Consider the following 25,810-nt stretch of genomic DNA (forward strand, 5'->3'; position numbering starts at 1 on the left):
GAATAGGGTGAGGGTTCCTTTTGAGCCGGGTTTGATGAACTGGGTTGTATGACAGGGTGATTCATGGCTGTAACCATGACAGAAGCGGCGGCCAAGCATGTACGTCGGCAATTGAGTGGCCGCGGTCGCGGTGTTGGTATCCGTCTCGGTGTGAAGACCAGCGGCTGTTCCGGCATGGCCTATGTGCTGGAGTTTGTCGATGAGGCCCGGGAAGAGGATCTGATGTTTGAAAGTCATGGTGAACAGTTGTTCATTGATCCGAAGAGTCTGGGTTACCTGGATGGCACGGAGCTTGATTTTGTTCGCGAAGGTTTGAATGAAGGCTTCCGTTTCAATAACCCTAACGTAGCCAGTGAGTGTGGCTGTGGAGAGAGCTTTAATGTCTGATCACCAGGCGGGGCTTGATCTTCAGCAGAATTATTTCGAATTGCTCCAGATGCCGGTGGCGTATGCGATTGACCGCCAGGTGCTGGATGCCCGTTATCGTGAGCTTCAGAAGGCCGTACACCCTGACCGCTTTGCAGCACAGGGTGAGCAGGGGCAGCGTCTGGCCGTTCAATATGCGGCGTTCGTTAACCAGGCCTATGATACTTTGAAGTCTGCCCTGTCCCGGGCCATCTATCTTCTTGAACTGGAAGGGGTTGCCGTCAACTCGGATCGTCATACCGTGGCAGATTCGACATTCCTGATGCAGCAGATGGAGCTCCGTGATGAGCTGATGTCGGTGCGTGACAGTGCGGATCCTGAAGCAGCTGTCGCCCAGTTGCTCGACGAAGCACGGCAGATGCTGGCAGGGCTGGAAGCGGAATTTGTCGGCCTCTGGGAAAGCCGGACGGATGAGAGTCTGAAGCAGGCTGCCAGCACCACTCACAAAATGCATTTCCTGGTGAAATTCATTGCAGAAGCCGAACAGCTTGAAGAGGAGCTGCTGGACTACTGACAGATTCTGTCGGGTCGTCAGATTCAGGCCCGGGTAGAAAAGTTCATGGCTTTCGGCTGGACTCTCTGCACCATACGGATATTATCCCTGCATATTTTTCATTCCTGTAGCGATTGATCGCTATAAGACGAAGTATTAAAGGCGGCAAATGGCATTACTGCAGATTTCCGAGCCCGGCCAGAGCCCGGCGCCTCACCAGCAGAAGCTGGCGGTGGGGATTGACCTGGGCACCACCAACTCGCTGATCGCTTCGGTTCGAAGCGGTGTGGCGGAAACCCTTCCTGATCACGATGGTCATGCCATCCTTCCCTCTGTTGTGCATTACGGTGAACAGGTGACTGTCGGGCGTCAGGCCAAGGCGCAGGCATCCTCCGATGCGCGAAATACCATTGTGTCTGTCAAGCGTTTGATGGGGCGTGGCGTCGCGGATGTAAAAACACTTGGCGATGTCATGCCGTTCGACTTTGTCGATAGCGGCGAAGGCATGCCTTATCTGAGGACGGTGGCAGGTGATGTAAGTCCTGTTCAGGTCTCTGCAGAAATTCTTAAAACTCTCCGTCTTCGCGGGGAAGAGTCCCTGGGTGGTACATTGAGTGGCGCCGTGATCACGGTGCCGGCCTACTTTGATGATGCCCAGCGGCAGGCCACGAAAGATGCTGCCCGATTAGCGGGGCTCAATGTCCTGAGGCTGCTTAATGAGCCAACAGCGGCAGCTGTCGCTTATGGGTTGGATCAGGGTGGTGAGGGTGTCATTGCCGTTTATGACCTGGGTGGCGGTACCTTTGATATCTCTATTCTACGCCTGAATAAAGGTGTTTTTGAGGTGTTGGCAACCGGTGGTGATACTGCGCTGGGGGGCGATGATTTTGATCATGCCCTGGCAGTATGGCTGCTGGCTCAGTCTGGGGTTGATGCGTCTGCGTTGACGCCGGAGCGCATTCGTCAGGTTCTGCAAGTTGCCTGTGATGCAAAAGAGTCTCTGACGGATCAGTCAATTGTTTCCGTCAGTTTTGAAGGCTGGTCGGGTGAGCTGACGCGTGACAAGTTCAATGAGCTGGTTGACCCGCTGGTCGATCGCACGCTGCGTACCGTCAAGCGCGCCCTGCGGGATGCGAAGCTGAAAGTCTCTGATATTAACGAAGTGGTTATGGTGGGTGGTTCAACCCGGGTTCCCCGCGTTCGCGAGCGGGTGGCGGAACTGGCAGCCCGTGAGCCGTTGACGTCTATTGATCCAGATCAGGTAGTTGCCATTGGTGCAGCGCTTCAGGCGGATGTGCTGGTTGGAAATAAATCGGCAGACGATATGTTGCTGTTGGATGTGATTCCGCTCTCTCTTGGTCTGGAGACCATGGGCGGACTGACGGAAAAGGTGGTGCACCGCAATACCACCATTCCGGCAGCGCGGGCGCAGGAGTTTACAACCTACAAGGATGGTCAGACGGCCATGTCCATCCATGTATTGCAGGGTGAGCGTGAGCTTGTCGCGGATAACCGTTCGCTCGCGCGCTTTGTTCTGCAGGGCTTTCCTGCCATGCCGGCCGGTCAGGCGCGTATTCTTGTGACCTTTCAGGTGGATGCGGATGGGTTGCTGAGCGTCAGCGCCCAAGAGCAGTCTTCCGGAGTGGAAGCTGCTGTGCAGGTCAAGCCATCTTATGGTCTGTCGGATGATGAGATTACCCGAATGATTCGGGAGTCTTTCGATCATGCTGCGCAGGATAAGGATGCCCGTGTGTTGCTTGAGCAGCAGGTGGAAGCCGACCGGATACTGGAAGCAGTCACGGCAGCGTTGGTTGCAGACGGTGATCGTCTGTTGAACCCGGAAGAGCGTGCAGAAATAGAGGCTGTCATGCAATCCCTGGCTGATGTTCGGCAGGGCGTTGACAGTCAGGCGATTAAACAGGCCATTGAAAAAATGGCCAGGGCATCGGATGAATTTGCCGCCCGTCGTATGAATGCCGGGATCAAGGCGGCGCTTTCCGGGCATTCTGTGGATGAATTCAAGGGGTAGTAGTCAATGAGCAAGAAAACCCAGATCGTTTTCCTGCCGAATGAAGAGATCTGTCCAGAGGGCAAGGTCGTTGAAGTTGAGCCGGGTACCATCACAATCCTGGATGCGGCACTGGAACATGGCATTGAAATTGAACATGCCTGCGAAAAATCCTGTGCCTGCACAACCTGTCACGTGATCGTACGGGAAGGGTTTGATTCGCTGGAGCCGTCTGATGAGCTGGAGGATGACATGCTGGACAAGGCCTGGGGGCTGGAGCATGAATCCCGTTTGAGCTGTCAGGCTATTGTGCAGGATGAAGACCTGGTGGTAGAAATACCACGCTATACCATCAACCAGGTTTCAGAACGACACTGAACAATCAAGGGAGCAGCAGGCCATGATGTGGACGGATGTGGTGGATATCGCCATAGAATTAAGCGAAAAATATCCGGATACAGATCCCCGTTATGTGAATTTTGTCGATCTCCGTAACTGGGTGTTGGGGCTGGAAGGTTTTGAGGATTCTCCTGACCGTTGTGGAGAAAAAGTCCTTGAAGCGATCCAGATGGCCTGGATGGATGAGATGGACTGATCGTCGCAACTTGCTTTGTCACAGAATGCCGGGATGATTCCCGGCATTTTTGTATCTGCAGGGCGGGCATCAGGGGCAGGGACGATGGCGTTTAGTCGGGGTATACTGCTCCTGTCGGTAATAATAATTATACAACCGGAGACTGTTGGTCATGCGCGTGTATCAGTCCGCAATCCTGCTAGCTGTTGTCGTGGGTGTGTTGCCTGGGTGTTCAACCTGGTCCGAAGGCATTGGTCGTTCACTGAACCGTTATCCTGTCGAAGTGATTAAAACCCGTGAGGATGCCGGTTTGCAGGGGGCTGTTACTCAGGTCGTCACGGAAGGGGTTCAGGAGCAAGCCGGTGAGGATCCGGATGTTGGCTTGCTCGATGTTGTGATTGAAAACTATTCCAGTGATGGTCTGCGTATTTCAGAACGGGTGAAAGGGCCTGTCACGGATCGGCATGAAACGCTGGAAATGAAGTGGGGGAATCCTGTTAAGCGTATCGTCCGCGAGAATGGCGAAGTGACACTGCGTCAGACATTCCGATACGACACCCTGGGCAATATCATCAAGCTGGATCCGCCAGCCGTGGAAGATAATAAAGCCACTTATCTGGCGGCAGGTGACTACCGGATGTTGCCGGGTAGTCAGGCCCAAAAGCTGAGCCCCTGTTTTGATGTGGCTTATTTCGAAGACAAGCAGCTGCTTCGTCGTTGTGGTGAGAATTTTCTGCGTGTGGCTGAGTTGGATGACGCAGGTCGTGCGCTGAGATATATGACATTTCCCCAGGGCGTTGAGCTGATTGCCAGTATCCAGTTGAAGGATGCCAGTCAGGCTGTAGATTTCAGCTATGACTTGCAGGGGCGAATGAAAAACAAGGCGGAATATGCCGAGGGTGGCTTGCTTCGGGCGCACCGTTATACCTATGGGGAGAATGGGGCGCTGGTATTGGAGGAACGTGAAAGCTTCGGGTTGTATCCAAAGGCGGAGATTGTTGTTTATAAAGACTACCGGTTCGACGAGCAGAATAATTGGGTCGAGCGTGTCGTCGAATATTATCAGGTCAAAGACAAAAAGCGTGTTTTGAAGAAAACTGAGCAAATAAAAAGAACGATCAGTTATAAAGAGAACAAGAAAAAACAAGGGTGAACATCTTTAGGTTGTTTGGATATTTTCTGAATATTTACTAATGGTTTACCTGTCGCGAGAGGTATAAACTCCGGCGCTTTTTTATACCTCTGCAGCACGCCCGGCAGGTGACCATGAAATTTCCTGGACAGCGTAAGATCAAACACTATTTTCCCGTCAATGCAGGCAACCGCTTTGACCGGGAAAGTGTCGCTTTCTCCCATGTGAATACCTATGTGACGGGTATCGACCAGAACCTGGTGGATATCACCGCCCGTGTTGATGATGAGCTGCTGGCGGAGTTTGAGCTGCAGAAGGGCGCATCACAGCTGATTGATAGCGAGAAGGCCAACCTGTTATATCAGCGCCTCCAGCTGAATGATGCCATTGAGGATGAATTTGCCGGTGGCACGATTGGCAATACGCTGCACAATTACTCCATTATTGCCGATGACAGCTCCATCCTGCTGGGTGTGATGAGTGAGAATATTGTCATCGGCACGTCTGCCTACCGTTATCTTTGTAATACCAGTAGCAAGGTGGATCTCACTCATCTTCAGCCTGTACCGGGCGCTATCGGGCGCTGTTTTGCCCTGATTACATCGGATGGTGAGCGTACCTTCGGTATCAGTCCCGGGCAGATGAATGCACTGAGTGAAGAGTATATTTCTGAAGACGTGGTATCTGATGCGTCTGCATTATTGCTCTGTGCTTATACCCTGGCGGATGAATCACTGCCCATTTACGGGGCAACCATCAAGGCTGCGCAGCTGGCCGTCAAGTACGATGTGCCTGTCGTGCTGACGCTGGGTACTCGCCCGCTGGTTGAAGCCAAGCGCGAGACGTTTACCCGCTTCATCAAGGATTATGTGACCGTTGTTGCGATGAATGAGGAAGAGGCTGAGGCGCTCACGGGGCATGCCGATCCGTTGCTGGCATCGGAATGCGTGCTGGATATTGCCGATATGGTTTTGTTGACGGCGGGCCCTGAGGGGCTTTACCTGAGCGGATATGGAGATCAGTCCCTGCTGCGCAAGACTACAAACCCGATTCGTTCAGGTGCCGTTGCGGATTTTAATGCTTACGAGTTCAGTCGTCCGATTCGTCGGCGGGATTGCTCAGAGCCGGTGAAGGTTTATGCCCAGATTGATCCTTATATGGGCGGGCCTGACAAGATTCATAACACCAATGGCGCAGGTGATGGTGCGTTGGCGGCTGTTGTACATGATATGACCGCTAACCATTATCATCGCACGGTATTGCCTACATCAAGCAAGCATGTAAAACCCTTCCTGACGTATTCTTCTTTTGCGCAGGTCTGCAAATATGCGAACAGGGTGAGCTACCAGGTGTTGATCCAGAATTCGCCCCGATTAACCCGGGGGTTGCCCGAGCGTGAGGATAGTCTGGAAGAGGCTTACTGGGACAGTTAAGCAGTCTTTGCAGGTGTTCTTTCAATAGCGCCTGCCAGTTGATTTTCTGTTCTTCACGATAGAAAAAAACTGATGACAATTTTTTCGAAACTGGTCAGTCTCGGAGGTTGTTACTTGTCAGGAAACATCTGTCGTGAAGCGCAAGCCTTTTACTCTGGGGGAGGTTGAGGTAGCTGCCGGTGAACACCAGCAGATTGCTTTGCCCACCATGGCCATGCCAGGCCAGACTGAAGCCATGATGAACGTCCATGTGTTTCATGGACGCCGTGAAGGTCCCGTCTTGTTTGTCAGCGCGGCGGTGCACGGGGACGAGGTCAATGGTGTTGAAATCATTCGTCGCCTGCTGAACTACTATCAACTGAAGAAATTACGCGGCACCCTGCTGGTGGTGCCACTGGTTAACCCTTACGGGTTTATGAACCGCTCCCGTTACCTGCCTGACCGCCGTGACCTCAACCGCTGTTTCCCCGGTTCCGAAACGGGTTCACTCGGCGCGCGTCTGGCGGATGCCTTCCTGCGTTATGTGGTGGCTGTCTCTGATGTGGGTATCGACCTGCATACCGGCAGTGCGCACCGCACCAACCTGCCACAGATTCGCGCTCGCCTGGAAGATGAATACACGAACGAACTGGCGACGGCATTCCGTGCGCCGGTCATGATCAATACCGCAATCCAGGATGGCTCACTGCGTGCGGCTGTGTCAGAGCACAATGTGCCGGTACTGCTTTATGAGGCAGGCGAAGCGCTGCGCCTGGATGAGGCGGCGATCCGTATCGGTCTGCAGGGTGTGTTGAATGTTATGCGCCACCTGGAGATGCTGCCCAGGCAGGCAACAAAACGCAGTGCGGATCGTGAGACCATCCGGGCCTACCGTTCACGCTGGATGCGGGCGCCTCGCAGTGGGCTGTTCCGTTCTGTCAGGGGTTTGGGTGACTTTGTCCGCAAGGGGCAAACGCTGGGCTATGTCTATAACCCGGCTGACAATACGGACGTGGCGGTGGCTTCCCAGCTTGAGGGTGTCATTATCGGTAAGAGCCATATGCCGGCAGCCTATGAAGGGGATGCGGTATTTCATGTGGCAACCGTGACGGATGCGGAAGATGTTGAAGAGGTCGGCAGCGTTGACAGCTGGCTGGACAATGATCGTCTGGGATTGATGGATACGGAATACAGTGATTTCCTGATGTAAGGACGCTTGTGATTGAAAGGCTGCCTGCAAGCTTAATTAAGCTTGCAGGTATTGTTTTAGGTTGTCGTTGTTTCTCAATTTTTTGTTAGTTCAGCAAACATTTACCTGATTTTGTGATCGTTGGATTGAATCTTACGCATTCTAATCACTCTACTGTAATTATGTATGTTTTTGGGGTGTCATCTATGCGTAGTAATTTGTCTACTGATGCGTTTGGGTGGGTGCATGCTTTTTCTGAAGTATCATGTAATGCGAAACCAGGTGATCATATTTGCCTGATAGACGAGTGTAATTCAGCGGAGGCTTCAACGCGTCGTCATGCGAAAGGTGTTGTAATTCAAGGCTTTCGTGTTGTTGCGAAACGACCTAATACTTTATCGTGCTTTCATTCTAACAGGCGGGTGGGCATGAGTGCCGGGGAGGTCAGGGATCGTCTGAGAAATAGTCTGATAACGGTTTTCCCGGGAGCAAAAGCAAATATCAAAAATCTATTGCCGTGCAATAGTGAATATCCTTTGCCTGCTCAATCTGTCATTTATAATATTCGCAGGGCTATCGAGATTGAGTATAAGTTCCAGTTGCAGTTGCAGTTGATTGATTCTCAGTTCGCGACTATCAATAACATGCAAGTTGATATTAACAAGTTGAAAGCCTGTGAGTTGTCAGAGAGTTTTTTTTGTGTGTCAGCAGAGTGCTGCAATTTTGCAGAGAGGATAGTTGAAGGGGCCAGATCAAGATCTTGGTCTCGACTGTCGGCGCTAATTCGTGATGTGGAATCGTCTTTTGATGCGTATAAACTACAAGTTCATGATGTGCGGCAGTATATAGAGACATTAAATGATTCTGTTGACTCGATTAGCCCGGATTATAAGAAGTATGGAAAAGGGCAAGGTTTTGATGGTGAGTGGATGGCGTCATGTATAGATGCTGTTACCGGTCATCGTGAGGATGTGAGGAAGATGGTGGCAGAGCTGAACCAGTGTTTCTCAAACGTAGAATTGTTGTTTGAAAAGCTCATGTATGAACTGGCGTTTTATTATAGTCTTCCCCGTAAGTATCATCTGCAAGACGTTGAAGGGGCTTTGCCAGGCACCGACAGTCAAGGGCCTCATGGAGAGCTGGCTTGATCACCGATCCATGATGCTTCATTGATGCTAATGATGCTATGAAGCTGTCTACTGGCACAGGTCATAGGCAAGGATGTAAACAAAAAGAAGTAAAGCCAAAGTGGTCATGCCAGAATGCGAAAAAAATGTGCATTGCCCAGCATGCGGTTTGGAGTTTGCATTGACCAACAATCTTTTTTGTCGTCAAGATAGATCGGATCGCTGATTGATCGCACTATGGATAGCGTGTCTGACGGACATTCCTCATGGACTCCTTCCTCCTGAATCCCTAGAATCGCCGTTTTTTTTCGCCACGGGCATTCGGGCTTGCAGAAAAGCCAGTCCGGCTGTTGTGGTTTTGGTGGTTACAAGGGTCTACCGCAATGAGTGAACACGGTTATCATCAGGAAATGCACATCAGCTGGGCGGACTTTCACGCTGATACGAAAGCCCTCGCAGAAAAACTGAAGGCTCAACCCTGGAAAGGGTTGCTGGCGATTACCCGTGGTGGCCTGGCGCCGGCGGCGGTATTGTCCCGTGAACTGGATATTGTCCATGTCGAGACGGTCTGCATTGCCAGCTATGACGGCAAAGCCCAGGGTGAACTGAACCTGCTCAAGGGCGTTGAGCTGGAGAATGAAGGTGAAGGCTGGCTGGTTATCGATGACCTGGTGGATACCGGCAAAACCGTCCGCATGATCCGCGAATTGTTACCCAGGGCCCATGTAGCGGCTATCTATGCCAAGCCGGCCGGCAAGGATCTGGCGGATACCTATCTCTCTGATGTGAATCAGGATACCTGGGTCTTTTTCCCCTGGGAGTGATTCTCTGAAGGCTTCCTGTAGACGGTGTTAGGGTGTGCTTGCTCGCAAAAACCGAAGGCTTCGGTTAGAATCGCGCGACCAAGTGGCGGATAGTAGCGGGTTTTCCGCACTGTCCACTGAAAAAGAATAACACCCAGAAGCCGGGCAGATGTCTGGCTTTTTGTCATCGGGAAGTCAATCGGGAGAACCTACCATGGCTATTGAACGTACACTGTCCATCATTAAGCCGGACGCCGTAGCCAAGAATGTGATCGGCGAAATCTACAGCCGCTTTGAGAAAGCAGGGCTCAAGATCATCGGTGCCAAGATGCTGCACCTGAGCCGCACTCAGGCGGAAGGCTTTTATGCCGAGCACAAAGAGCGGCCTTTCTTTGGTGACCTGGTGGCGTTCATGACCTCAGGTCCAGTCGTGGTGTCTGTCCTGGAAGGCGAAAATGCGGTACTGGCCCATCGTGAACTGATGGGTGCGACCAACCCGAAAGAAGCGGCGCCCGGCACTATTCGTGCCGATTTCGCCAGTACGATTGATGAGAATGCCGTCCACGGGTCGGATTCTCCTGTGTCAGCGGAGCGTGAAGTCAGCTATTTCTTCCCTGGTGAAGAGATCTGCCCTCGCACACGCTGAGTGGTTTGATTGTTGTTGTCCCCGGAGTGCCTGTTGAAATGACGGCTGAAACTGTAAAAACCAACCTGCTGGGCCTGACCCAGTCCAAGCTGGAGGAATTTTTCATCACTATTGGTGAGAAGAAATTCCGCGCCCAGCAGGTAATGAAGTGGATCCATCATTTCGGGGTCGACAACTTTGACGAGATGAGTAATGTCAGCAAGGCCTTGAGAGAACGTCTCAAGGCCTGTGCGGAAATTCGCGGGCCGGAAGTGGTGTCCTGCGATTTTTCTGCAGACGGTACACGTAAGTGGGTTGTGCGTGTAGCCAGCGGTAGCTGTGTTGAAACAGTCTACATTCCTGACGGTAAGCGCGGGACACTCTGTGTCTCTTCCCAGGCAGGTTGTGCGCTGGACTGCAGTTTCTGCTCAACCGGTAAACAGGGTTTTAACTCGGATTTGACCGTGGCTGAAATTATCGGCCAGGTATGGCTGGCGGCGAAATCTTTTAACAGTGTGCCGGCCAGGAGTGATCGTGCCATCACCAACGTGGTGATGATGGGCATGGGTGAGCCCCTGCTCAACTTCAATAATGTCATGGACTCCATGAACCTGATGATGGATGACCTGGGATACGGTTTGTCCAAGCGTCGGGTGACTCTGAGTACTTCCGGTGTTGTGCCGGCCATGCGTCGCATGATTGGTCTGACCGATGTATCGCTGGCGGTATCACTGCACGCGCCGAATGATGCCCTGCGTAATGAGCTGGTACCCATCAACAAGAAGTACCCGCTGAAAGAATTGCTGGCGGCGATTCACGACTATATGTCCACGCTGTCGGATAAAAGCCGGGTGGTCACCATTGAATATACCCTGCTTAAGGGTATCAACGATCAGCCAGAACATGCCGAGCAGATGATCGCCCTGCTCAGGGATGTACCCTGTAAAATTAACCTGATACCCTTTAATCCATTCCCCGGTTCGGGTTACGAACGTCCAAGTAATAATGCGATACGGCGTTTCCAGGTGATGTTGCTGGAAAAAGGCTTTAATACCACAGTTCGCAAGACGCGCGGTGACGACATTGATGCCGCCTGCGGCCAGCTGGTGGGCCAGGTCCAGGATCGTACCCGTCGCAGCGCCCGGTATCGGGATCAACAACAGCAAAACAGTGGAGCCGAGCCGGTCAAGGTGATGGGCATGGCTTCCTGACGGGATTCGCATGAGAGACCGAAAGGATAGTCTGAGCAAGGTGCTTCTCCGGTTATGTGTCTGTGTTGTGGTGCTCCTGCCATTGGCGGGGTGTGTGTCCACGACGCCTGACGCCTCGCCGGAGGTCGACAATTATGAGCAGAAGAACCTTGAGATTGCTTACGGTTTTCTCAACTACGGTTATCCCCAGAAGGCGATAAACCGCCTGGAAAAGATTCTTGAGCGTAACAGTCGCTCTTACCGTGCCTACGGTATGCTGGGCGTGGTCTATCAGCAGCAGGGCGAGTATGCACTGGCTGAGAAAAACTTTGAAAAAGCGCTCGATTTGAACAGTGAAGCCTCTGATGTCCGTAACAATTACGGTACGCTGCTGTTTGAGACTGGCCGTTATGATGAGGCAGAGGAAGCGTTTGAAGAGGTCACGCAGGATATCTACTATGATAACCGCAGTCGGGCCTTTGAGAATCTTGGTTTTGTAGCCCTGAAGCAGGGTGAGAAGGGTGAGGCAGAGGAGCGTTTCAGTCGGGCGTTACGACTGCAGCCTAATCTGCCAGGTTCAAGCCTGGAATTAGCCAGAATCAATTTCTCCAAGGGTTATTACCCTGATGCGTTTAAATATTACCAGCAGTTTGATGTGTACGGGCAGCAGACTCCTGATAGTCTCTGGCTGGGAATAAGGGTGGCACGTGCCGTTGATCAGATACCACTTGCCGTTAAGTATGCGTCGACCTTAAGCAAGCTCTATCCCGGTTCAGACGAGTACCGAGAATACAGGCGTCGTTACAATGACTAACAGTGATAATAATAATCAGGAACCTTCTGACTCTCCTGTTATCGAAACGGAAGATGTCCGTGAGAGTCTTGGGGATTTGCTGAGGCAGGCCCGAGAAGACAAAGGGCTTGATGTTCGTGAAGCCGCTGACGCATTAAAGATTTCTGCGGATTTTGTCCGTGCGCTGGAATCCGAGCAGTATGAAGTGTTGCCTGGCGAGACGTTTATCAAAGGTTATCTGAAAGGTTACGCCAGGCTGTTGGGACTGGATGAGGATGACGTTCTTGCACAGTTCTCGATGGTAGACATGCCTCAGAGCAATGCAGGCCAGAAGACATCTTATGATGCGGTTTCTCAGCGAAACAACCGTCGGAGCCGCGTAATGTTTACGGCGCTTTCGCTGGTTTTGTTGGTTGTAGCTGCTGGTGGTATTTATTGGTGGCAAGGCGGTCAAACGGCTGAATTACAAACACCAGTGGTTAAGGCAGAATCAGAACCTGCCCCGGTGCCTGAGCAAGATCTGTTTTCCGTTAAGGAGTCACCCGCAGCCGGAGAATCGTCAGAGCAGGAATCGACACCAGCGGTGTTGGAAAATGAGCTGGCAGCGGAAGAAAATGTTGAGTCGAATGATGAGGTTGTTGAAGTCGTTGAAGTGGCTCAGCCAGAGCCGCTGGTATCAATAGCGTCATTATCAGAACCGGCGGAAAAGCTTGCTAATAGTGAGGTTGTCGCGTCTGATGATCATCGCCTTGTTATTCGCTTCAGCGCCGATTGCTGGGTTCAGGTCAAGGGTGCGGATAATAAAGTGCTCTTTGCGGATCTGAAACGGGCAAACTCGGAACTGGATATGGCGGCCGACAAAGGGCCGGTCAGTATTCTTTTTGGCGATGTATCCGCCGTTCAGAGTGTATATTTCAACGGAAAACCGGTCACACTGGATATGCCTGTCTCTGGCAAGAAAGTGGGACGGTTGAAGCTGGGCTGATCAGCCGGGCTTTAGATGTAATTTGTTTGATTGAAGCAGTATAGAAGGACAGTCACATTGGCTAAACAGCTGCAGGCCATTCGCGGCATGAATGATATTCTTCCGGAACAGACGCCGGTATGGCGCTATCTGGAGGATACTGTTCGCGGTTTGCTCGGACGTTATGGTTACCAGGAGCTGCGGGTTCCTGTGGTCGAATTCACCAGTCTGTTTGCCCGCGGAATCGGTGAGCATACCGATGTGGTGGAGAAGGAGATGTATACCTTTTCTGACCGGAACAATGAAAGTCTGACCCTGCGCCCCGAGGCGACGGCAGGCTGTGTGCGTGCCGGTATTCAGCATGGTCTTTTTTATAACCAGATACAGCGTCTGTGGACCATGGGGCCGATGTTCCGCTATGAAAAGCCGCAGAAAGGCCGTTACCGACAGTTTCACCAAATCAGTGTGGAAACCTACGGCATGGCCGGGCCGGATATTGATGCCGAACTGATTCTGATGACGGCTGCATTCTGGCGTGATCTGGGTCTGGCCGACAAGGTCAGCCTGGAATTGAATACGCTGGGCAGTTCTGAGGCGCGTGCCCGCTACCGGGATGGGTTGGTGGATTACCTGAAGGCCCATGAGGAGAGTCTGGATGAAGACAGCAAGCGCCGTCTGACGACCAACCCTCTACGTGTGCTGGATTCCAAGGATGAAAGTACCCGCAGGATTCTGGAAGGTGCTCCCCTGTTGCACGACTTCCTGGATGAAGAGTCCCGGGTTCAGTTTGAACAGTTGCGGGCTATCCTTGACCGTGCCGGCATTGAGTATGTAGTGAATCAGAAGCTGGTTCGTGGTCTGGACTACTACAACAAAACCGTTTTCGAATGGGTAACCGATGCATTGGGCTCCCAGGGAACCGTCTGCGGTGGTGGCCGCTATGATGGGCTGGTTGAACAGTTGGGCGGTAAGGCGGTTCCAGCCTGTGGTTTTGCCATGGGTATTGAACGACTGGTGTTGTTGCTGGAAACCCTGAACCTGGTGCCGGATACCGTGCATTCACCGGTAGACGCGATTATCATTCCCATGGGAAATGTACTGCCCTACGCCATGACCGTGGCAGAGCAGCTGCGTGCCAGTCCAACCAGACCACGGGTGCTGATGAGCTGTGGTGGCGGCAGTCTGAAAAGCCAGATGAAGCGGGCAGACAAGTCCGGTGCGGCACTGGCGTTGATCGTGGGCGAAGATGAAGCAGAAAAAGGGCTGGTCACGGTGAAGTACCTCCGCGAGGAAAAGGCGCAGGAAGCCTGTACTCCGGAAGATGTTCTCGCGCTGCTGGCTGTGTAGGGTTGCGAATACCGGGAGTAGAGTGTGGATAGTTTAAGGACCGAAGAGGAACAGCTGGCCGCTATCAAGGCGTTCTGGAAGAACTATGGTTCTGCCATATTGCTGGGTCTGGTAGTGTCACTGGGTTCTGTGTATGGCTACAGGGCTTGGCAGAACCATCAGAAAGAACAGGCGCAGACCGCTTCCGCGCTTTACCAGGAATTGCTGGATATTGTTGTGGCCGGTCAGGGGCAGCCGCTGACGGATGAACAGAAGGCGACTTTCGAGCATCTGAGCAAGACCCTGCAGACAGACTTTGAAAGTTCCGTCTATGCTCAGTTTACGGCACTGTTTAAAGCGCGCAATGCAGTTGTGGATGGCGATCTGGATACGGCCGCCAATGAACTGGAGTGGTTGCTGCTGCAAAAGCCCGGCCGTGAGATTGAAATTGTTGCGCGTATGCGGTTAGCTCAGGTGCTGCTTGCACAGGGTGGTAATGAAAAGCAGACGGAGGCGTTGGAGCTGCTTGACCAGATCTCGCAGCCTGGCGCATTCAAGGCAACGTATGGTGAAGTCCGGGGGGATGTATTGTTGGCCCTGGGGCGTCGAGACGAGGCAAGAGAGGCTTATCAGTCAGCGGTTGATGCGGCTGGCGTTGCAGGTTCACAGCGGCCTCTTGCGCAAATGAAACTGGATGATCTCGCCGAGCGGAAGGAAATAAGCAAGTGAAACGCAATCCTGTCGCCAATCTAAAGGCACTGTTGCTCGTTGGGGCTACCATAGGGCTGTCTGCCTGTAGCATGTTTTCCAAGGATGAGGAGACGCTGGCGCCGAATCCGCTGCCGGATATCAAGGCCGAAGTGAAAGTGGATGAGGTCTGGAGTCGCAGTATCGGTGATGGTCAGGGTAAAACCTGGCTGAAACTGGAGCCTGCCGTTGATGGCGATAGGCTCTACGTGGCTGATGCTGAAGGTCTGGTCATGGCTTTGCGGAGCGATAATGGCAAGGTTTTATGGCGGCAGGCGTTGGAGACACCGATTGGTGGCGGAGTAGCCGCTTCTGATGGTCTGGTTCTGGTGGGAACGCTGGATGGCCATGTGATTGCCCTGAAGCAGGACGATGGTTCAGAGATCTGGCGGGCGCCGGTGACCAGTGAAGTGCTGGGTGCGCCTGCGACAGATGGACGTATCGTTGTCGTACAGACCATTGATGACAAGCTGACAGGCTTTTCCGCTGAAGATGGCAGAAAACTGTGGCAGCAGGATACACTGCAGCCTTTGTTGACACTGCGTGGCAGCAGCTCACCATTGGTTGTTGATGGCACTGTTTTCGCCGGCTTCGCCAATGGCGAGGCGCGGGCTTACCGGGCGGGTAACGGTTCACTGGTCTGGGAAGGCCGGGTAGCGGTGCCTCAGGGAAGCTCCGAGCTGGAACGGATGGTTGATGTGGATGGGACCCCGGTGATGACCGGTGGTGCACTCTACATGGTCAGCTACCAGGGGAATGTGGTTGCGCTGGACCCGGATAGCGGTCGCATCCGCTGGGCGCGTGAAGCGTCCAGTTTCCAGGGGTTGGCTGAAGGATTTGGTAACCTTTACCTGTCTGATGACAAGAGCATCCTGTCTGCGGTTGATCAGCGGACCGGTAGTGTTATCTGGAGTCAGAAAGACCTTGAGCGCCGCCAGCTGAGTGGTCCTGCGACATGGAGCAGCTACGTTCTGGTGGGTGATTACGAAGGTTACCTGCATGTAGTGTCCCAGCTGGACGGCCAGTTGCTGGGTCGCAAGAAAATTGATTCGTCCGGTATCCGGGCCAAGCCCGTGGTATCCGGTGACATGATCTATGTCTATGGTAATGGCGGAGAGTTGTCAGCCTTGCAAATTCGCTGATAAGTCACCCATGACCTAGACAGAACATGCCGCGATTGATCGTTAATGTACGGCTGCCCGAGGGCAGCCGTTTGCTATTTCAGTATTTGTAGTATTCGGAACAGACTTATGCTTCCTGTGATTGCCCTTGTCGGGCGACCCAATGTGGGGAAATCCACACTGTTTAACCGGCTGACGCGTTCCCGCGATGCGATTGTGGCTGACTATGAAGGGCTGACCCGGGACCGGAAATACGGTGAAGGGCGTCAGGGCGACAGAGCGTATATCGTGATTGATACCGGGGGTATCAGCGGTGACGAGGAAGGCATTGATGCGAAGATGGCCAGCCAATCGCTGGCAGCCATTGATGAAGCCGATGCGGTCTTCTTTATTGTGGATGCCCGTGCCGGGCTGACCTCTGCGGATGAAATGATTGCAGATCATCTGCGTCGGCAGGGTAAGGCTGCGTGGCTGGTCATGAACAAGGTGGATACGGTTGACCCGGATTCTGCGGCCAGCGAATTTTACAGTCTTGGCCTGGGTGATCCGCACCCCATTGCAGCGGCTCATGGTCGCGGCGTTCGGGCGCTGATCGAAGAGGCCCTGCATGAGTTTCCGGATTCCAGGGTTTCGGAAGAAGAGGTTGAGACCGATAAAGGCATCAAGATGGCGGTGGTGGGGCGACCCAATGTGGGTAAATCCACCCTGGTCAACCGGATGCTAGGGGAAGACCGCGTGGTTGTTTACGACCAGGCCGGTACGACCCGTGACAGTGTCTATATCCCTTACGAGCGTTTTGAGCAGCGTTATACCCTTATCGATACGGCTGGTGTCCGTCGTCGTGGCAAGGTGTCTGAAGGTGTTGAAAAGTTCTCTGTCATCAAGACGCTGCAGGCCATGGAAGACGCCAATGTTGTGATCCTGGTGCTGGATGCCCGCGAAGGCATCGTCGATCAGGATCTGCATTTGCTGGGCTTTGTGCTGGATAGCGGTCGTGCGTTGGTCATCGCCCTGAACAAGTGGGACGGTATGACCCAGGATGAGCGTCAGCAGGTGAAGACTGAGCTGGAGCGTCGTCTCTCGTTTATCAACTTTGCACGCATTCACTTTATTTCTGCCAAGCACGGTACCGGTGTCGGGCATTTGTATGAATCGGTTGAAGAAGCGTATGAAGCGGCAACCTCGCGTTGGTCAACCAATCAGCTGACCCGAATTCTGGAAGATGCTGTGGCCAGCCATCAGCCGCCGCTGGTGCGTGGACACCGGATTAAGCTGCGTTACTGCCATCTGGGTGGTACCAATCCTCCGATACTGGTAATCCATGGTAACCAGACGGGTGATGTGCCTGTTTCGTACAAGCGTTACCTGGAAAACACCTATCGGCGTGTGCTAAATATCATGGGAACCCCTGTGCGTATTGAGTTCAAGACCAGTGACAACCCGTTTGCCGGTCGTAAGAACAAGCTGAATGAACGCCAGATCAAGAAGAAGCAGCGTCTGGTGCAGCACATCAAGAAAATCGAGAAAAAGAAGAAAAAGAAACGGTAAATAAAAAAAGGAGGGTTTTCCCTCCTTTTTTTATTGCGGTGTGCTCAGTGAGTTTCGGTGACTAAGCACAGTAAATGCCCTTTGGCGAGGCTGACCTTGATGTTGTCGCCTTCAGCAATTGCCTGGCTGTTGCGGATAATTTTGCCGTCAGGTGTCTGAGCCATGGCATAACCGCGGGATAGAGTTGCCAGTGGGCTAAGGGTTTCCAGTTGACCAGTCAGGTGTGCCATCTGTTGCTTCAGTCGTGACAGCAGACTTTGCATGCTGGCATTCAGGCGAAGATCAAAGTGACGATTCTGGAGTTTGAGCTGTTGCACAAGGTGCAGTGGAGAAGCTTGTCGCAGATGCTTGTCAGCGGAGATGAGGACATTGTGCCTCGTCAACAGTTGATGTCGCATGGCGTGCTGCAGACGAATAGAAAGATCATCCAGACGCTGGCTATGCTCCTGCAGTTTCTGGCCGGGGTGACGCAGACGGTTTCTCAGGGCATTCAGAGTCTGCTGCTGCAGATGGAGGCGGACACTGGTGAGAGAGGCCAGTTTTCTCTGGTAAATGCGTAGCGTATTTCGCCAGTCATCCTGGTTCTGGGTCAGGATTTCTGCGGCTGCGGAAGGGGTGGGGGCGCGATGATCTGCCACAAAGTCCGCTATGGTGAAATCAATCTCGTGGCCGACGGCACTCACGATGGGGAGTCGGCAGGCTGCGATGGCTCTTGCCACCACTTCCTCGTTAAAAGGCCAAAGGTCTTCCAGTGATCCACCGCCCCGGCCGACGATAAGCGCATCAATGTCGCTCGCCTGTTCTGCCAGCTGGAGTGCGCGAACGATTTGTCCTGCTGCTTCATTGCCCTGAACCGAAGTAGGAATGACTGTGACCCGTGTAGCAGGAAAGCGGCGCTTCATCACCGTCAGGATATCGCGAATAGCAGCACCGGTCGGGGATGTAATCACACCGACATGTTCCGGCATGCTGGGAAGTGGCTGTTTCCGGCTGTCATCGAACAGCCCTTCCTGTGCCAGTTTGTTTTTCAGTTCCTCGAATGCACGCCGCAGTGCGCCTTCCCCGGCTTCTTCCATATGGTCGACGATTAGCTGGTAGTCGCCGCGTCCTTCATACAGGCTGACCCGTGCACGAACAAGCACCAGCAGGCCTTCTCTGGGTAGGAAGCGAATCCGCTGATTGCTGTTACGAAACATGGCTGCCCGCACCTGGGCAGATGGGTCCTTCAACGTGAAATACCAGTGGCCGGAGGCTGGACGGACAAAGTTGGAGATTTCGCCCTCAATCCAAATGGAAGGAAAGCTGATTTCCAGCAGCCGCTTGGCTTGGCGGTTGAGCTCGGAAACGCTGATGACCTTGCGCTGGCTGGTATCGGAAGAGGCGGGAGCGGGAGGGGAAAAGCGATCCATGGGCAGGTCCTTCCGGCAGGTCGACAGGGTGCCATCGAAATCGAGACACACAAACCCTCCTATTATCCTTTATTTTTTTGAAAAATATAAGAATTGTTGGCGCTATGGGGCGCAGTTATAATTGATGGAATTTACCTTTCTGGCAGATGCGGTTCTACTCCGGAAGGGAACCGCCTGACCCCCTTTTCATCCGGCTATATCTTGATTCGGAAGGCAAAACATGTTGCGTATTGCTCAGGAAGCTCTCACTTTTGATGATGTTCTTCTCGTTCCCGGCTATTCCGAAGTTCTGCCCAGGGACGTGTCCCTTAAGACGCGGATCACCAAGGGTATCGAACTTAATATCCCGTTGATCTCCTCAGCGATGGATACGGTCACCGAGGCGCGTCTGGCCATTGCCATGGCACAGGAAGGCGGACTGGGTATTATCCACAAAAACATGACCATAGAGCAACAGGCAGCTGAAGTTCGCAAGGTCAAAAAGCATGAAAGTGGTGTGGTAAAGGATCCTATTACCATTGATACCAGTGCCACGGTTCGCGATCTGCTGGAACTTTACCGTCAGTATGACATCTCCGGTGTGCCGGTGATGGATAACGGTGATCTGGTCGGTATCGTGACCAGCCGTGATGTTCGTTTTGAAGAAGACCTGACCAAGAACGTGGCTGATATCATGACGCCCCGTGAGCGTCTGGTCACTGTGGTTGAAGGCACCAGCCAGGAAGAAGCCCGTAAGCTGCTGCAGAAGCACCGTATTGAAAAGGTGCTGGTTGTGAGCGAGCAGGGCAAGCTGGTCGGCATGATGACCGTGAAGGATATCCGTAAGGCACAGGATTATCCTAACGCGTGTAAAGATGAGCACGGTCAGCTGCGTGTTGGTGCGGCAGTGGGTACCGGTCCGGAAACCCCCGATCGTGTAGCTGCGCTGGTTGCGGCGGGTGTGGATGTCATCGTTGTTGATACCGCGCACGGTCACTCCCGTGGCGTCATTGACCGGGTTCGCTGGGTTAAGGAAACCTACCCGAACTTGCAGGTGATTGGTGGCAATATTGCGACTGCTGAAGCTGCTAAGGCATTGGCTGAAGCCGGTGCAGACGGTGTAAAAGTGGGTATCGGCCCGGGTTCAATCTGCACCACCCGTATCGTAACCGGTATCGGTGTACCTCAGATCTCTGCCGTTGCCAATGTCGTTGAAGCTCTCAAAGATACCGATGTACCGGTTATTGCCGATGGTGGTATTCGTTATTCCGGTGACGTGGCCAAGGCCGTAGTGGCAGGCGCTCACGTCATCATGGTTGGCAGCATGCTGGCCGGTACCGATGAAGCGCCGGGCGAAATCATTCTGTACCAGGGCCGTAGCTACAAGTCTTACCGTGGCATGGGTTCCATGGGTGCCATGGCGCAGGCGCAGGGTTCCAGCGACCGTTACTTCCAGGATGCCAATGCTGGCGTTGAAAAACTGGTACCGGAAGGTATCGAAGGCCGTGTTCCTTACAAGGGTACACTCAGTGCAATTGTTCACCAGCTGATGGGCGGTTTGCGTGCAGCGATGGGGTATACCGGTTCTCTCGATATTGAAACCATGCGTACGCGTCCTGATTTCGTGCGGGTCACCAATGCGGGCATGAGCGAGTCTCATGTTCACGATGTGACCATCACCAAGGAAGCGCCTAACTACCGGGTTCGCTAATCATCATATTGGATGATAGATGCCGGCAGGGTGAAGATCGCCGTGCCGGCAAGTAATAAGTATTAAGCCTGTGATGACGGGCCGGGAAACCTTTCCGGCCTAGCATGGTCATCACAATAAGAACTTGCTGATGACGAATACGGCAGGTGTGCACAGGAGTTCTCATGTCCGTTGATATCCATTCACAAAAAATTCTGATACTGGACTTTGGGTCCCAGTATACCCAGCTGATTGCCCGCCGCGTTCGTGAGATTGGCGTTTATTCCGAAATCCACGCCTTTGATATGGATGCGCAGGCGATCCGTGATTTTGCCCCTAAGGCGATCATTCTTTCCGGTGGTCCTGAAACCGTAACGGCAGAAGATACCCCGCGGGCACCGTCCGTTGTTTTCGAAATGGGTGTTCCTGTACTGGGCATCTGTTATGGCATGCAGACCATGGCTGAGCAGCTGGGCGGCAAGGTGTCCTGCTCGGATCTGCGTGAGTTCGGTTATGCTGGCGTCAACATCAAGCATGGCAGTGGCCTACTGACCGGCATTGAAGACCATGTGGCCGATGATGGCACCCTGAGTCTGGATGTCTGGATGAGCCACGGTGACAAGGTGACCACTATGCCGGAAGGGTTTGTCCTGATGGCATCCACTGACTCCTGCCCGATTGCTGCGATGGCTGATGACAGCCGTCATTTCTACGGTGTTCAGTTCCATCCGGAAGTCACCCATACCAAGCAGGGTGGTCGTATTCTTGAGCGCTTTGTGATCGATATTGCCGGTTGTGAAAAACTCTGGACGCCGGCTCGCATCATTGATGATGCCGTTGCCCGAGTCCGTGAACAGGTAGGCAACAAGCGGGTATTGCTGGGCTTGTCCGGCGGTGTTGATTCCAGTGTCGTAGCGGCGTTGCTGCACAAGGCTATTGGTGATCAGCTGATCTGCGTCTTCGTGGATAATGGCCTGCTGCGCCTGAATGAAGGCGACCAGGTCATGGCGATGTTTGCCGAGAACATGGGCGTGCGTGTTATTCGTGCGGAAGCGGGTGAGCGTTTCCTGGCTAACCTGAAAGGCATTGCTGACCCGGAACAGAAGCGCAAGATTATCGGTAATACCTTCATCGACGTCTTTGATGAAGAATCCGGCCGTCTGGACGGTATCGAGTACCTGGCCCAGGGCACGATCTATCCTGACGTGATTGAATCTGCCGCCAGCAAGACCGGCAAGGCCCATGTCATTAAGTCGCATCACAACGTGGGTGGTCTGCCGGAAGACATGAAGATGGCGCTGGTAGAACCGCTGCGCGAATTGTTCAAGGATGAAGTCCGCAAGATCGGTCTTGAGCTGGGCTTGCCTTATGACATGGTTTATCGCCATCCGTTCCCGGGACCGGGTCTGGGTGTACGTATCCTGGGTGAGGTGAAGAAAGAGTACGCAGATACACTGCGCAAGGCTGATGCTATCTTCATTGAAGAACTGCACAAAGCCGATCTCTATCACAAGGTGAGCCAAGCGTTTGCAGTCTTCCTACCGGTGAAATCCGTCGGTGTTGTGGGTGATGCCCGTCGCTATGAGTACGTCGTTGCTTTGCGGGCGGTGGAAACGATTGATTTCATGACTGCTCGCTGGGCGCATCTACCCTATGACTTCCTTGAGCGGGTCTCCGGTCGGATTATCAATGAAATCTCCGGTATTTCCCGGGTGACTTACGATATTTCCAGCAAACCGCCGGCAACGATTGAGTGGGAATAATCGATAAGAATCACTCGGTATAGGCTTTTTCGATTCTGACTTTGCCGAAAAGAGATAAACCCCACCTTTGCAGGTGGGGTTTTTTGTATGGGATCCCTGAATAATCTGATGTTGTAAAAAGGACGCCCGTAAACGTGGTATCAACATGCCATCACTATCGGCTAGTGTATTGTTTAAGTGTACTGGTTTTTTTACTCGGCTGACCTTTAGTATAAGTATTGAGAGTAAACGAAGACGTAGGGAAGCGTTGGCATGAAGATTAGAGTGATTTACAAAGCTGAAATAGAGCAGCTTAAAAAAACAGCTGAAGCTACGGCGTGAAGAAGTTCTCTAGTATTAAAGAAAGTGAAAGATTGATAAGAGATTTTTAGCTCAACAGCAGGATGCTGAAAGGGACTTTTTAAAAGAAGATAGGAAGGGAAGATGAACGTAGATGGAGCTAAAAAGATTGTAAAGGAGGCGATTGCAACTGCATTAGATGGTAAGTCTGAGGTGTCAGATGACATGCAGTTAATCGGTGGGAAGTCGCTTTTGGATTCCATGAAGTTAGTTGAAGTATGTCTTACCCTCGAAGACCTAGCTGATGAACTCGGTTTTGAGTTTGATTGGACATCTGAAGCTGCAATGTCCAAATCTCGCAGTATGTTCAGAACGGTTGAAAGTCTTGCAGAAGAATTCGCCAATCAGTCTGAGGATTAACTGTGATCTTGGTAACGGGTGCGAGTCGAGGGCTTGGTGAGGCTATTTGCAACAGATTTACCGAGCGTGGCGAACGAGTGATTGGATTGGCTCGTTCTATCAATGGTTTGAGTTTTGAAGGGATTGAATGCGACGTAAGTGATTACGCTTCAGTCAAAAACGCTGCTCGAACCGTCAAAAAACTCGGTGAACCGGTTACCGCGGTGGTGAATGCTGCCGGGGTTGCGTCGATGAACATGGCCGTCACGACCGATGAATCAACGGTTCAACGACTCATACAAACGAATCTTGTGGGTACCATTTATTGCTGTCAGCTTTTTTCCCCGATTCTTTTGCGGCAAAGGCAAGGATCTTTTATCAATTTCTCAACCATCGCGGTAGCGTTAGCGTTGAAGGGGGAATCTGTTTACGCGGCATCAAAAGCTGGTGTTGAGGCTTTTTCCCGAACATTTGCCCGTGAAGTGGCTGATTTTAACGTCAGGGTGAATTGTATTGCACCTGGCCCTATACGCACTGATTTATTGCGCGGCATTACCGATACTCAGATAGAAAAGATCACTTCTCAACAAGTGATACAAAGACAATTCCAGAAAGAGGATGTTTGCGATCTTGTTGAGCTATTACTTGATGAAAAAGCTTCATCATTAAGTGGGCAAACTCTTCATGTTGGAGGGGTGTAATGGATTTGATAGCGAAGCTTACAGAACGATGGGCTGACAGAGATTATCCATTTCTTATCCACTCTGAAGGCGAGTTGAGATTCTCTGATATTACGTCACAAGCGAGGGTGAATTTAGGCAACATAAAGTCTGGCGATGTGGTTGCGCTGATTGGTGATTTTGACCCTCAATCGATATCTACACTACTGCATCTGATTGATAAGGATGTCATTTTAGTCCCTCTTACAACCGATACACGAGCGCAACACGACTACTTTTTTGAGTCCGCATTCGTTGATGTGGTAGTAGAGGGCGATAGTGTTAAACGCTTGAACCATGAAAATAAGCACGAGCTCATTGAGCAGCTGAGAGAAAAGCATCACGCGGGGCTTGTCCTTTTTTCCACTGGGACGACCGGGCGCCCAAAAGCCATTCTGCACGATCTTACGTTATTTCTGAGACGATTCGAAACACCTCGTCCGACGTTGCGTACCATTAACTTTTTGCTTTTTGATCATATTGGAGGTCTCAATACCTTATTGCATACGCTGTTCAATAAGGGAACAGTCATTGCTCCGAAATCCCGCAATGTTGAAGAGGTATTAATGACGTGTGGCCATCATGATGTTGAGGTATTGCCCACAACACCGACTTTTCTTCGCATGATGTTAATGAGTGGGCTAGTACCTGACCACGTTCCACCATCACTAAAAATAATGACCTATGGTACCGAGCGCATGGATCAACCAACGCTTGAAGCATTATGCGAGGCGTTGCCAAACGTTGATTTCAGGCAAACCTTTGGGATGTCTGAACTTGGAATTGTCAGGGTGAAAAGCGAGGCAAGAAACAGCCTTTTTATGAAAGTGGGAGGAGAGGGCGTTGAGACCCGTGTGGCGGATAACGTCTTGGAGATACGTTCCTCAACAAGAATGCTTGGCTATTTAAACTCACCGAGTCCTTTTGATGATGACGGCTGGTACAACACAAAAGACATCGTAGAAGAAAAAAATGGCTACTACAAAGTCACTGGGCGAACCTCTGAGGTGATCAATGTCGGTGGACTTAAGTTCATGGCCTCTGAAGTTGAGCGGGTGGCATTACAGTTTGATGGCGTTGAGTTGGCAAAAGCTGAAGGTAAATCGAATCCGATTACGGGGCAGCATGTCGAGCTGACAGTGCAACCGAAGTCTGATTTTGACTTGGATAAAGGCAAATTGAAGTCTTATTTAGCGTCTGTCTTATCAAATCATATGGTACCCAAACGGCTGAAAATATCTTCAGTGAGTGTTGGTCACAGGTTTAAGAGGGCGTGAATATGCACAAGGTTTTAGTTATTGGCACTGGGGGATTAGCACGTGAATTCACCGCTTTTTTCTCTGGCCAAGTAGAGATAGTGGGATTTACATCAACAAATAAAGAAGAATATGAGAACTACAATTTACCTGGTGTTTTTTTTGAAGGGGATATTGATCCGGCGATTGTTGGAACTGACCAATGTGTCATTGCGATTGGTAATACTGAAGATAAGGAAAATATTAGTAATAAATTTGAATCAAAAGGTTTTTGTTTTCCTAACCTGATTCATAGCACTTCAGTGGTAGGAAGTAATATTGAAACTTCAACGAAAGGCGTTATTGTTTCGCCGAACTGTACAGTTGGGTCAAATGTTTTATTTGGTGATCATGTTTATCTCAACTTCATGGTGGGTGTCGGACATGATTGTGTTTTTAATGGGTACAATCAAATTAATCCGGGTGTTCAAATTGGTGGTTTCTCGGAAATTGGTTCACACGTAATGCTGGGGGCCAATGCGACAATCAGGCAAAACGTGAAGATCGGGCGTGGTGCTACGGTCGGTTCAGGTGCAGTCGTTCTCTCTGGTGTACGAGATGGCTTAACGGTAGTTGGAAATCCCGCAAGAAAACTTAAGTTACCTGTTTTAAATGAATGAGAGTGCGAGACTCAAATAAAATGATTTTCTGATCGGAGTGTTAGGTATCTCTTTTCCATCTTCCATTATCTGCTATGCTCACCGCATTAATAAATTATCACAGGGTTGTACGATGAATCAGGACAAGAGCAATGACGAATTCTGGAATGCCATTAACCGCATAGAACATAACGTCAAGA

25 protein-coding genes are annotated in these 25,810 nt (G+C 51.8%); 24 read left to right on the top strand and 1 reads right to left on the bottom strand.

Annotated features, from left to right (window positions below; all coding sequences use genetic code 11):
* The first annotated feature begins 63 nt into the window (after positions 1–63).
* From iscA to der, 18 genes are all read left to right on the top strand, one after another.
* Positions 64–387 carry an iron-sulfur cluster assembly protein IscA gene (gene iscA / locus AC27K1_RS12220; RefSeq protein WP_487150904.1) on the top strand — a complete coding sequence of 108 codons (324 nt, stop codon included), beginning with the start codon at positions 64–66 and terminating at the stop codon, positions 385–387.
* Positions 380–940: a Fe-S protein assembly co-chaperone HscB gene (gene hscB / locus AC27K1_RS12225; protein WP_487150906.1), complete on the top strand. Its 561-nt coding sequence runs from the start codon at positions 380–382 to the stop codon at positions 938–940. Before iscA ends, hscB begins: the two co-directional genes overlap by 8 nt.
* A gap of 148 nt (positions 941–1,088) precedes the next feature.
* On the top strand, positions 1,089–2,948 hold the full coding sequence (gene hscA / locus AC27K1_RS12230) for a Fe-S protein assembly chaperone HscA (RefSeq protein ID WP_487150908.1): 1,860 nt from the start codon (positions 1,089–1,091) through the stop codon (positions 2,946–2,948).
* A 6-nt stretch (positions 2,949–2,954) separates the two neighbouring features.
* On the top strand, positions 2,955–3,305 hold the full coding sequence (gene fdx, locus AC27K1_RS12235) for an ISC system 2Fe-2S type ferredoxin (protein ID WP_487150909.1): 351 nt from the start codon (positions 2,955–2,957) through the stop codon (positions 3,303–3,305).
* 22 nt (positions 3,306–3,327) lie between these two features.
* Positions 3,328–3,522: a Fe-S cluster assembly protein IscX gene (iscX, locus tag AC27K1_RS12240; RefSeq protein WP_487150910.1), complete on the top strand. Its 195-nt coding sequence runs from the start codon at positions 3,328–3,330 to the stop codon at positions 3,520–3,522.
* A gap of 151 nt (positions 3,523–3,673) precedes the next feature.
* Positions 3,674–4,654: a hypothetical protein gene (locus tag AC27K1_RS12245; protein WP_487150911.1), complete on the top strand. Its 981-nt coding sequence runs from the start codon at positions 3,674–3,676 to the stop codon at positions 4,652–4,654.
* Between the two features lie 113 nt (positions 4,655–4,767).
* On the top strand, positions 4,768–6,066 hold the full coding sequence (locus AC27K1_RS12250; RefSeq protein ID WP_487150913.1) for an inosine/guanosine kinase: 1,299 nt from the start codon (positions 4,768–4,770) through the stop codon (positions 6,064–6,066).
* A 133-nt stretch (positions 6,067–6,199) separates the two neighbouring features.
* Positions 6,200–7,255 (top strand): succinylglutamate desuccinylase/aspartoacylase family protein, encoded by a 1,056-nt coding sequence (locus AC27K1_RS12255; RefSeq protein WP_487150914.1) that lies wholly within the window; start codon positions 6,200–6,202, stop codon positions 7,253–7,255.
* A gap of 185 nt (positions 7,256–7,440) precedes the next feature.
* The gene (locus AC27K1_RS12260; protein ID WP_487150915.1) at positions 7,441–8,382 is read left to right on the top strand and encodes a hypothetical protein; all 942 of its coding nucleotides are present in this window, start codon (positions 7,441–7,443) and stop codon (positions 8,380–8,382) included.
* A 362-nt stretch (positions 8,383–8,744) separates the two neighbouring features.
* On the top strand, positions 8,745–9,185 hold the full coding sequence (gene gpt, locus AC27K1_RS12265; RefSeq protein WP_487150917.1) for a xanthine phosphoribosyltransferase: 441 nt from the start codon (positions 8,745–8,747) through the stop codon (positions 9,183–9,185).
* Positions 9,186–9,378: 193 nt separating this feature from the next.
* Complete coding sequence (gene ndk, locus AC27K1_RS12270) at positions 9,379–9,810, top strand: nucleoside-diphosphate kinase (protein WP_487150919.1); 432 nt, start codon at positions 9,379–9,381, stop codon at positions 9,808–9,810.
* A 38-nt stretch (positions 9,811–9,848) separates the two neighbouring features.
* Positions 9,849–11,000, top strand: a complete 1,152-nt coding sequence (gene rlmN, locus AC27K1_RS12275) for a dual-specificity RNA methyltransferase RlmN (RefSeq protein ID WP_487150921.1) — start codon at positions 9,849–9,851, stop codon at positions 10,998–11,000.
* 10 nt (positions 11,001–11,010) lie between these two features.
* Positions 11,011–11,793, top strand: coding sequence for a type IV pilus biogenesis/stability protein PilW (pilW, locus tag AC27K1_RS12280; RefSeq protein ID WP_487150923.1), 783 nt, complete (start codon positions 11,011–11,013; stop codon positions 11,791–11,793).
* Positions 11,786–12,757, top strand: coding sequence for a RodZ domain-containing protein (locus AC27K1_RS12285; protein ID WP_487150925.1), 972 nt, complete (start codon positions 11,786–11,788; stop codon positions 12,755–12,757). Before pilW ends, AC27K1_RS12285 begins: the two co-directional genes overlap by 8 nt.
* Positions 12,758–12,814: 57 nt before the next feature.
* Positions 12,815–14,083: a histidine--tRNA ligase gene (gene hisS / locus AC27K1_RS12290; RefSeq protein ID WP_487150927.1), complete on the top strand. Its 1,269-nt coding sequence runs from the start codon at positions 12,815–12,817 to the stop codon at positions 14,081–14,083.
* Positions 14,084–14,107: 24 nt separating this feature from the next.
* Complete coding sequence (locus AC27K1_RS12295) at positions 14,108–14,791, top strand: YfgM family protein (protein WP_487150928.1); 684 nt, start codon at positions 14,108–14,110, stop codon at positions 14,789–14,791.
* On the top strand, positions 14,788–15,951 hold the full coding sequence (bamB, locus tag AC27K1_RS12300; RefSeq protein WP_487150929.1) for an outer membrane protein assembly factor BamB: 1,164 nt from the start codon (positions 14,788–14,790) through the stop codon (positions 15,949–15,951). Before AC27K1_RS12295 ends, bamB begins: the two co-directional genes overlap by 4 nt.
* A gap of 108 nt (positions 15,952–16,059) precedes the next feature.
* A complete protein-coding gene (der, locus tag AC27K1_RS12305) occupies positions 16,060–17,478 on the top strand; it encodes a ribosome biogenesis GTPase Der (protein ID WP_487150930.1) in 1,419 nt (472 codons plus the stop codon).
* A 44-nt stretch (positions 17,479–17,522) separates the two neighbouring features.
* Here der and xseA read toward each other — a convergent pair whose 3' ends face one another.
* Positions 17,523–18,938, bottom strand: a complete 1,416-nt coding sequence (xseA, locus tag AC27K1_RS12310; protein WP_487150931.1) for an exodeoxyribonuclease VII large subunit — start codon at positions 18,936–18,938, stop codon at positions 17,523–17,525.
* A 169-nt stretch (positions 18,939–19,107) separates the two neighbouring features.
* Here xseA and guaB point away from each other — a divergent pair, with 169 nt between their 5' ends.
* The 6 genes from guaB (at position 19,108) to AC27K1_RS12340 (ending at position 25,631) form a co-directional block, all read left to right on the top strand.
* Positions 19,108–20,577: an IMP dehydrogenase gene (gene guaB, locus AC27K1_RS12315; protein ID WP_487150932.1), complete on the top strand. Its 1,470-nt coding sequence runs from the start codon at positions 19,108–19,110 to the stop codon at positions 20,575–20,577.
* A 164-nt stretch (positions 20,578–20,741) separates the two neighbouring features.
* Positions 20,742–22,319, top strand: a complete 1,578-nt coding sequence (gene guaA / locus AC27K1_RS12320) for a glutamine-hydrolyzing GMP synthase (protein WP_487150933.1) — start codon at positions 20,742–20,744, stop codon at positions 22,317–22,319.
* 423 nt (positions 22,320–22,742) lie between these two features.
* Positions 22,743–23,018 carry a hypothetical protein gene (locus tag AC27K1_RS12325; protein WP_487150935.1) on the top strand — a complete coding sequence of 92 codons (276 nt, stop codon included), beginning with the start codon at positions 22,743–22,745 and terminating at the stop codon, positions 23,016–23,018.
* A 2-nt stretch (positions 23,019–23,020) separates the two neighbouring features.
* The gene (locus AC27K1_RS12330; protein WP_487150936.1) at positions 23,021–23,698 is read left to right on the top strand and encodes an SDR family NAD(P)-dependent oxidoreductase; all 678 of its coding nucleotides are present in this window, start codon (positions 23,021–23,023) and stop codon (positions 23,696–23,698) included.
* Positions 23,698–24,993 (top strand): ANL family adenylate-forming protein, encoded by a 1,296-nt coding sequence (locus tag AC27K1_RS12335; protein ID WP_487150937.1) that lies wholly within the window; start codon positions 23,698–23,700, stop codon positions 24,991–24,993. The genes AC27K1_RS12330 and AC27K1_RS12335 overlap by 1 nt, the downstream gene beginning before the upstream one ends.
* A gap of 2 nt (positions 24,994–24,995) precedes the next feature.
* On the top strand, positions 24,996–25,631 hold the full coding sequence (locus AC27K1_RS12340; protein ID WP_487150938.1) for an acetyltransferase: 636 nt from the start codon (positions 24,996–24,998) through the stop codon (positions 25,629–25,631).
* Positions 25,632–25,810: the final 179 nt, after the last annotated feature.

The organism is Kistimonas ophiarachnellae (assembly GCF_057552235.1).